This window comes from Saccharomonospora saliphila YIM 90502 (assembly GCF_000383795.1).
Lineage (GTDB): Bacteria > Actinomycetota > Actinomycetes > Mycobacteriales > Pseudonocardiaceae > Saccharomonospora > Saccharomonospora saliphila.
Genome location: NZ_KB912618.1, coordinates 75,746 through 80,712, shown reverse-complemented (window position 1 = coordinate 80,712; position 4,967 = coordinate 75,746). Strand labels below are relative to the sequence as shown.

Below are 4,967 nucleotides of genomic sequence, written 5' to 3'. Positions count from 1 at the left end.
CGACGCAGCCGGACCAGCCGCGACTCGGAGAACGCCGCCGCCGCCACCCGGTCCAGCGCGCCGCACCGCCGCACCACCCGCAGGAACGGCTCGACGGCCGCGTCGGACTTGACGTCGACGTTGAAAAACGCCTCGGGCAGCTCCTCCAGCACGTCCTCCAACCGGGACACCGGCTCGCGCCCGCCGATGCGGGCGCGCCGCACCGACCGCCAGGTCTGCCCGGCGATCGGGCCGGTGCCGTCCGTGGTCCGGTCCAGCGACGGGTCATGATGCACCACCACCACGCCGTCGGCGGTGGCGTGCACGTCGGTCTCGATGTAGCGGTACCCCTCGGTCACCGCCCTGCGGAACGCGGGCAACGAGTTCTCCATGCCGGCCAACTCGTCCACGTGCCAGCCCCGGTGAGCGAACGCCCGGGGAGGGGGAGCGGCCAGATACGGAAACACGACGGTCATGGCGTCCAGTCTGCCCGCCGGACGTCCCACGGGCAGCGAGTACCGCGCGCCAACCCGCGCCGAAGGCTAGTGTGCGGACGCGATGAGCGAACCGGCGATGAGCGAACCCGCACGGCACGGTCCCGAGGGCGCGGACCCCGGCACTATTTCATCACGTGACGAAATGATGCGCGACGGAGGGGAGCGGTCCGCCGAGGCTCCCGAGCGCGGTTCGGCCGCGCCCGGGCTCTGCGGGTGGTGCGGTCGCCGGCTCCGGGACGGCGAGGCCGTCGGGCGTCGACGGCGGTACTGCGGCCAGTCGTGCCGGCAGCGTGCCTACGAACGCCGGACCGCCGTGCGGCGCGGCGGGCTGCCCGACGACGCGGTCGTGTTCTCGGTCGGCGAGCTGGCGGCGGTGCAGGACCGGCTGTTCCAGGTGCGGTGCGCGGCCGAGGACGTCGTCACCGCCGCCGAGGAGCACGCTGACGCGGACACACTGCGCCGCCTCGCCGCCGAGGTCGCGCACGCGGCCCGCGACCTGGAACGGCTCCGCTGAGTCGGGCAGCGGGTGGCACGGACCGGGCCGCACGACTCCGTGCGCAACGACGCCGATAAGACACATTATGTTAAGTAGAGCGCGGAGGCGGGCCACGGTGGGGCTACGCGGTGATCTCTCCCGAAGTCGATGCCCCGCCTCCGCGCTGAAAGTCCCCGACTCCGGCCGGGCGCCGTCGTCGCTGGGCGTGTCGCGGTCCGGGTGGACGAGTCGATGTGTCATGCCGTGCGGTTCCGTCGGCGCGGCGGGAGATGTCGCTCCGCACACGGACGACGCGTGGTGGGCCGTCTCTCGCCCACGAGACGTCACCCGCCCCCACTGAGGCAGCCCCGTGCCCACCCGGATCCGTCCCCGTTGTCGTGCCGTCAAGGCCTCCTTCACTGCACTCAACGCAGGCAAGGAGGCCTTGACGGCACGACAACAGTGTGGGGCGGGTGGGTTCGATCGTGGTCGCCTGCGGGCCCGGATGCGGCGGAACGCGGAAACCATGTCGTGTAATAGGCAATCCACGACTCGGTGTGTGTCAGCTCTGATATGATCTTGCCGTGGCGAAACCGGCATCGCTGTCCGACATCACGGTCCGCGACGCGACCCTGGAGTACCTCGAAGTGCTCGAACGGCGGGTGATGCGCTCGCAGCTCAGTGCTACCACACTCCACTCCTATCGACGGGATCTCACCGAGTTCACCACTCTCCTGGGCGACGAGATAACGCTGGACGACGTCGAGGCCGACGACATCGAGACGGCGTTGACCAAGGTCGCCAAGGCTCCCGACCGCCGCTACAGCGTCGGGTTGAAGATCGCCGAGGACGGCTCCACTCCCCCCGGCCGCGGCCCGCATTCGCTGGCCCGGTGGTTCGCGGCCGTGCGCGGGCTGTTCCGCTGGGCCGCCGACAAGGGATACGTGCGGGTGGACCCGACCACCCGCGTGAGCAGGCCCCGGACGCCCAACCGCGCGGCGGGCACGCGCGTCGGTCTCCAGCTCGACGAGGCGCTCGCGCTGCGCGCGGCCCCCGGGACGCGGCCGGAGGAGACGTTGCGGGCCGACCAGCGGCTGAGTCTGCGGGACGAGGCGATCCTGCGGCTGCTGGTCGAGTCCGGTCCCCGCGTGTCGGAGCTGTGCGGCGCGAACCGCACCGACATCCGCGCGCACGAGGAGACCGGCACGCCGGTGCTGTACGTGCGGGGCAAGGGAGGCAAGGACCGTGACCTGCCCCTGTCGCGTCCCACCGCCGAGCTGGTGGAGCGTTATCTGGCGACCGAGCGGCCCGCTCCTCCCCGGCCGCGCCGTCCGCACGACCGCACCGAGCGCGACCGGATCGCCGACGCGGCGGGCGCGTTGTTCGTGTCGGTGCGTGGCTGGAGGCTCTCGCCGCGCGATGTGCAGCGGATGGTCGAGCGCTACGCCCGCGCCTACCTCGGTCGCCGGGCCACGCCGCACTCACTCCGGCACACCGCGTTGACGGTGCTCGCCCGGGCCGGGGTGGACATCGCCACGGTCGCCCAGATCGCCGGGCACGCCAGCCTCGCGACCACCTCGGTGTACATGGACGACTCGATGAGCGCGGCCGTGGAGGCGGTGACCTCCTCTCCCCTGTCGGGCCGCTGAGGCCCGTGCGCCAGCCGTGCCGCGGTACGGTTCCGGGGGTGGATGTGAGGCGAGGGTCGCGTGGCTGAGGGCCCGGTGCGGGCGCCGTCGTCGGGTCAGGCCCGGTCGGACGGTGTGGCGCGGGTATGGGACCTTGAGGCGCGGTTGCGCGCGGCCGGGTGCGTGTTCGCCGAGGAGGAGGCTCGGCTGCTGCGGGCGGCGGCGCCCCACCCCGCCGAGCGGGAGGCGTTGGTGGCGCGGCGTGTGGCCGGGGAACCGTTGGAGCACGTACTGGGCTGGGCCGCGTTCTGCGGGCGCCGGTTCGCGGTGGATTCCGGCGTGTTCGTGCCGCGCCGCCGCACGGAGTTTCTGGCCGAGCAGGCGTGTGCGCTGGTGCGGGACGGCGCGGTCGTGGTGGATCTGTGTTGCGGCTGTGGTGCGGTGGGCGCGGTGATCGCGGCCGCCGCGCGGGTGCGGTTGTACGCGGTGGATCTCGACCCGGCGGCGGTGCGCTGCGCCCGGCGCAATCTCGCGGGCACGGGCGCGGTGGTGGCCGAGGGCGATCTGGACGCGCCGTTGCCGGAGGCGCTGCGGTGCCGGGTGGACGTGCTCGTGGCCAACGTGCCGTATGTGCCCGGCGGCGCGGTCGCGTCGCTGCCGCCGGAAGCGCGGGAGCACGAGCCGCGCGTGGCGCTCGACGGCGGTGGTGACGGTTTGGCCGTGGCGCGCAGGTTGGTCGCCGCCGCGCCCCGGTGGTTGGCGGCGGGCGGGTCGGTGCTGTTCGAGACTGGTGTTGACCAGGCCGGGTCCGCGGCCGAGGAGGTGGGGCGTGCGGGGCTGGTGCCGCAGGTGCGGCACTGCGCCGACCGGGACGCCACTGTCGTGCTCGGGACGGCGTCCGGTTGACTTCCGGCAGGCGGCTCCGTGGCCAGCAGCACTGCCTCGTGTGGTGAGCAGGGTGGCGCCGGCGGGTCGGAATGTGTGTCGGCCCCGCACCCTCGGGGATCAACCGGCCGTGGTGGTGGCCGTGCTCGTCACGTCTCCCCTCCCCCGGCCCGGGGCACTCAGCGCAGCTGCTGGATGCGGATGAGGTTTCCCGCGGGATCACGGAAGGCACAGTCACGGAGGCCGTACGGCTGCTCGGTGGGTTCTTGAACGACCTCGGCGCCGCCTGCCCGCAGCCGTTCGAAGGTGCTGTCGAGGTCCTTGCTGGCCAGGTTGATGCTGGCGTAGGTGCCCTTGGCCATCATCTCTGTGATGGTGCGGCGCTCGTCGTCGGTGAGGCCGGGGGTCGCCTCCGGCGGGTAGAGGACGATGGAGGGGCCTGGCTGGTCGGCGGGGCCGACCGTGATCCAGTGCATGCCGTTGTAGCCGACGTCGTTGTGGACGTCGAAGCCGAGGATGTTGCGGTAGAAGGCCAGGGAGGCGTCCGGGTCGGTGTGCGGGAGCAAGGTCTGGTGAATGGTGATGTCCATGGCGAGAACGCTAGGCGTGGTGCGGTGACCGTACTTCTCGATTCCTGATCGGTCTGGTCACGTGTTTGGCCACGCAGGGAGGCATTCCCGCTGTCGTGTGTGTGGCGTGGCGCCGGTAGACGCTGGGTGGCATGCCGACCAGCTCGGTGAAGCGGGTGCTGAAGGTGCCCAGTGAGGAGCAGCCGACCGTGAAGCAGACCTCGGTGACGGTGAGGTCGCCGCGGCGCAGCAGGGCCATCGCGCGCTCGACGCGGCGTGTCATCAGGTAGGAGTAGGGGGTTTCTCCGTAGGCGTGGCGGAACGCGCGGCTGAGGTGGCCGGCCGACATGTGCACGCCTCGGGCGAGTGCCTCGACGTTCAGCGGCTGCGCGTATTCCCGGTCGATCCTGTCGCGTACGCGGCGCAGCAGTGCGAGCTCGCGCAGGCGCTGCGCGGTGGGGCGCGTGTCGCGTTCCTGTGCGGCCGTGGGAGAGGTTCTGCTGGTCACAGGAGCGATCGTGCCACACGGCGGTGACGAGCGAGGGTGTCGGCGCGTGGGTTTGGCGGCGTGGGTGGTGCCGGGGTGCCGAGCGGGGCCGCGCACACCGGGGTGCGGCCGGGGAGGCGCCGGCGACGCGGGCGGGGTCCGGCGCGGCGTGAGCGGTCCGTGTGGGGTGTCTCCGTGTGTTGTGGGGAGGGGGTCGGTGGAGGGTGTGCTCGCACGGACGGGTGGTGCCGGGCCGGAGGTGGCGAGGTGTCGTTTCGCGGGCGTGTGGCCGGGAATGTCCGCCTCGACCACGATGGCACGACGTCCCGGGGCGGCAGGCGATGATCACCTACTCCTACCGGTGCGCGCACTGCGGTGAGTTCGAGGCGCGGTCGGCGATGGGGCGGGCCGCGCGGGAGCTGCCGTGCCCGGATTGCGGTGCGCCCT

General features: G+C 72.5%; 6 protein-coding genes. 3 read left to right on the top strand and 3 right to left on the bottom strand.

Features of this window, described 5'->3' with window-relative positions; translation table 11 throughout:
* On the bottom strand, positions 1–455 hold a 455-nt coding region (locus tag SACSA_RS0102520), incomplete at its 3' end, for a glycerophosphodiester phosphodiesterase family protein (protein ID WP_019813218.1).
* A 163-nt stretch (positions 456–618) separates the two neighbouring features.
* Between SACSA_RS0102520 and SACSA_RS0102515 the strand changes: the two genes are divergently transcribed.
* The 3 genes from SACSA_RS0102515 to SACSA_RS0102505 all read left to right on the top strand — a co-directional run bounded on the left by SACSA_RS0102515 (position 619) and on the right by SACSA_RS0102505 (position 3,485).
* Positions 619–990: a hypothetical protein gene (locus SACSA_RS0102515; RefSeq protein WP_019813216.1), complete on the top strand. Its 372-nt coding sequence runs from the start codon at positions 619–621 to the stop codon at positions 988–990.
* 545 nt (positions 991–1,535) lie between these two features.
* Positions 1,536–2,600: a tyrosine-type recombinase/integrase gene (locus SACSA_RS0102510; protein WP_019813214.1), complete on the top strand. Its 1,065-nt coding sequence runs from the start codon at positions 1,536–1,538 to the stop codon at positions 2,598–2,600.
* A gap of 114 nt (positions 2,601–2,714) precedes the next feature.
* A complete protein-coding gene (locus SACSA_RS0102505) occupies positions 2,715–3,485 on the top strand; it encodes a putative protein N(5)-glutamine methyltransferase (RefSeq protein ID WP_028661455.1) in 771 nt (256 codons plus the stop codon).
* A gap of 158 nt (positions 3,486–3,643) precedes the next feature.
* Here the strand turns inward: SACSA_RS0102505 and SACSA_RS0102500 are convergent, their stop codons facing one another.
* Both SACSA_RS0102500 and SACSA_RS0102495 read right to left on the bottom strand, forming a co-directional pair.
* Positions 3,644–4,054 carry a VOC family protein gene (locus tag SACSA_RS0102500; protein ID WP_019813210.1) on the bottom strand — a complete coding sequence of 137 codons (411 nt, stop codon included), beginning with the start codon at positions 4,052–4,054 and terminating at the stop codon, positions 3,644–3,646.
* A 10-nt stretch (positions 4,055–4,064) separates the two neighbouring features.
* On the bottom strand, positions 4,065–4,541 hold the full coding sequence (locus SACSA_RS0102495) for a helix-turn-helix transcriptional regulator (protein WP_019813208.1): 477 nt from the start codon (positions 4,539–4,541) through the stop codon (positions 4,065–4,067).
* Positions 4,542–4,967 lie beyond the last annotated feature (426 nt).

What these genes read in the sequence shown, in the direction of transcription:
- SACSA_RS0102500 (WP_019813210.1), bottom strand. Translation starts at nt 4,054, where the DNA reads ATGGACATCACCATTCACCAGACCTTGCTCCCGCACACCGACCCGGAC.
- SACSA_RS0102515 (WP_019813216.1), top strand. Translation starts at nt 619, where the DNA reads ATGATGCGCGACGGAGGGGAGCGGTCCGCCGAGGCTCCCGAGCGCGGT.